Source organism: Methylibium sp. T29 (genome assembly GCF_000576205.1).
GTDB lineage: Bacteria > Pseudomonadota > Gammaproteobacteria > Burkholderiales > Burkholderiaceae_C > Methylibium > Methylibium petroleiphilum.
Genome location: NZ_AZND01000377.1, coordinates 1 through 2,504 on the forward strand (window position 1 = coordinate 1; position 2,504 = coordinate 2,504).

Genomic DNA, 2,504 nt, shown 5'->3' on the forward strand with positions numbered 1-2,504 from the left:
CGCGCTCGCCGGCCGGCCATACGGCGAGCGGGTGCCGACCAGGCCGGTGGCGAACTGGTCGAGGTTGGTCTTGCCCAGCCACACCGCGCCGGCCTCGACGAGCCGCTGCACCGCGTGCGCCGAGCGCTCGGCGTCGTGCGAGAACGCCGGGCAGGCGGCGGTGGTGGGCAGCCCGGCGATGTCGATGTTGTCCTTGACCGCGAACGGCACGCCGTACAGCGGCAGGGCGCGGGCGCGCTCGGCCTCGTCCGCGCAGCAAGCGGCGCGCGCCGCCAGCACGGTCAGTTGGTCGTCGAGCTGGGCTTCGCTGGCGAGCAGGATCCACGCCGGGTCGGCCCCTGCGCCCGCCAGCTGGCGCCGCCGCTCGTGGAGCAGCGGGCCGGGCATCGCGCCATCGCGGTAGGCCTGCTGCCACTCTTCGAGCGTGAACGGGTTCGGTGCGTGCATGGTGTGTGCTGGTGCACTGTCTTGTGTACCAGATGGGATGCAGCAGGAACCATGCCGGCCACGGGCCGCCGGCGTGCCGGGCCGTTCAGCGGGTGGCCCAGAAGCCGCGGTGCGGGGCCAGCAGCTCGGCTTCGAGTTCAGGGACCGGGCCGAACACCCGCACCGCCTTCTGGCCGCGCGCGAACAGCTCGCGGCAGGGCAGCGCCAGCGTCGGGTTCTCGGCGTGGTTGCCGGTCAGCGCGAGCAGCGCTTCCTCGCTGGCACCGTAGACGACGCGGCCGATGTTCGCCCAGTAGGCGGTGCCGGCGCACATCGCGCAGGGTTCGAAGGTGGTGACCAGCGTGCAGTCCCACAGGAACTCGGGCGCATGCTTCGCGGCGGCGGTGCGCAGCAGCGTGGCCTCGGCGTGCTGCACGGTGTCGATGTTGCCCTGCTCGGCCAGCACGGTCTGGTGATCGGGGGCGAGCAGCAGCGCGCCGAAGGGGTGCCGGCCGAGCGCCAGCGCGCTCAGCGCGACGGCATTGGCACGGTGCAGCGCGGCGGCGATCTGCGCGGCGCTGGGGTCGGGGTGGCGGAACGCATGCATCTCAGCCCAGCAGCTCGTACAGCGTGCGTGCGACGACCTTGGTCGCGCGCCGCAGGTCGTCGAGCACGATGTGCTCGTCGGCACGCTTGGCGTTGCTCTCCAGCACGGTGCGCGGCCCGGCGCCGTAGATGACGGCCGGCACGCCGTGCTCGCAGTACAGCCGCACGTCGGTGTAGAGCGGCGTGCCGGTGGTGCGGATCGGTTCGCCGAACACCGCCGAGGCCTGCTTCTCCAGCGCGGCCACCAGCGGCGCGTTGCCGGGCAGCGGCGTGAGCGCGCGGCACATCAGCATGCGGCGGATGTCGACGGTGATGCCGTCGGTCTGCGCGGCGGCATCGGCGATCACGCGGCGGATGTCGGCCTCGACCTGCTCGGGGTTCTCCTCGGGGATCATCCGGCGGTCGAGCTTGAACACCACCTTGCCGGGCACGACGTTGGTGTTGGTGCCGCCCTCGATCATCCCGACGTTGAGATAGGGATGGGTGATGCCCGGCACCTTCGAGGAGATGCTCTTGTAGAGGGTGTTCTGCGCATACAGCGCGTTCAGGATCTTCACCGCGCCCTGCAGCGCGTCGACACCGGTGTGGGGGATCGCAGCGTGGGCCATCCTGCCGTGCACCGTGACCTCCATCTGCAGGCAGCCGTTGTGCGCGGTGACGATCTGGTAGCTGAAGCCGGCGGCCATCATCAGGTCGGGCTGGGTGAGGCCCTGGGCCAGCAGCCGGCCGGGGCCGAGCTCGCCGCCGAATTCCTCGTCGTAGGTGAAGTGCAGCTCGACACCGCCCTTCAGCGGCGCGCCGAGCGACTCGATCGCGCGCACCGCGAAGCTGTAGGTCGTGAAGTCGCACTTGCTGACCGCGGCGGCGCGGCCGTAGAGCTTGCCGTCGGCGACTTCGCCGCCGTAGGGATCATGGGTCCAGCCCTCGCCGGGCGGCACCACGTCGCCGTGGGCGTTGAGCGCGATGGTCGGACCACCGGCGCCGTAGCGACGCCGCACGATCAGGTTGGTGAGCGACTCCAGGCCGTAGGCGCGCACCTCGTCGGCCGGCACCGGGTACTTTTCGGCCTCGAAGCCGAAGGCCGCCAGCAGTTCGGCGGTGCGCTCGGCGTGCGGCGCGTTGTTGCCGGGCGGCGAGTCGGTGGGCACCTTCACCAGCTCCTGCAGCAGCTTCACCTGCTCGTCGAAGTGGGCGTCGATCCAGGCGTCGAGTCGGTCGTGGGGGGAGCTCATGGGGTGTCTTGGCTCAGAGTGCCGAGCAGGTGCAGGAAAGCCTCGACCGCAAGCTGCATGTCGTCGGCCGTGGTGGATTCGAGCGGGTTGTGGCTGATGCCGGCGTTCTCGCCGCGCACGAACAGCATGGCCTGCGGCATCACCTCGTGCAGCTTCATCGCGTCGTGGCCGGCGCCGCTGGGCAGGCGGTGCACCGGCAGGCCGGTGGCGGCGACGGCGGCCTCCCAGCGGCGCTGCCAG

Annotated in this window: 4 protein-coding genes; all 4 read right to left on the reverse strand. The window is 71.4% G+C overall.

Annotated features, from left to right (window positions below; translation table 11 throughout):
• On the reverse strand, nt 1-447 hold a 447-nt coding region (locus tag x551_RS21070; protein ID WP_036251016.1), incomplete at its 3' end, for an amidase family protein.
• Nucleotides 448-532: 85 nt separating this feature from the next.
• Nucleotides 533-1,033, reverse strand: coding sequence for a nucleoside deaminase (locus x551_RS21075; protein ID WP_051495914.1), 501 nt, complete (start codon nt 1,031-1,033; stop codon nt 533-535).
• Nucleotide 1,034: 1 nt separating this feature from the next.
• Entirely contained in the window at nt 1,035-2,264 is a 1,230-nt protein-coding gene (locus x551_RS21080) for an ArgE/DapE family deacylase (RefSeq protein WP_036235634.1), read from the reverse strand.
• On the reverse strand, nt 2,261-2,504 hold a 244-nt coding region (locus x551_RS21085), incomplete at its 5' end, for a M20/M25/M40 family metallo-hydrolase (protein ID WP_036251019.1). The genes x551_RS21080 and x551_RS21085, both read right to left, overlap by 4 nt.

What these genes read in the sequence shown, in the direction of transcription:
- x551_RS21075 (WP_051495914.1), bottom strand. Translation starts at nt 1,033, where the DNA reads ATGCATGCGTTCCGCCACCCCGACCCCAGCGCCGCGCAGATCGCCGCC.
- x551_RS21080 (WP_036235634.1), bottom strand. Translation starts at nt 2,264, where the DNA reads ATGAGCTCCCCCCACGACCGACTCGACGCCTGGATCGACGCCCACTTC.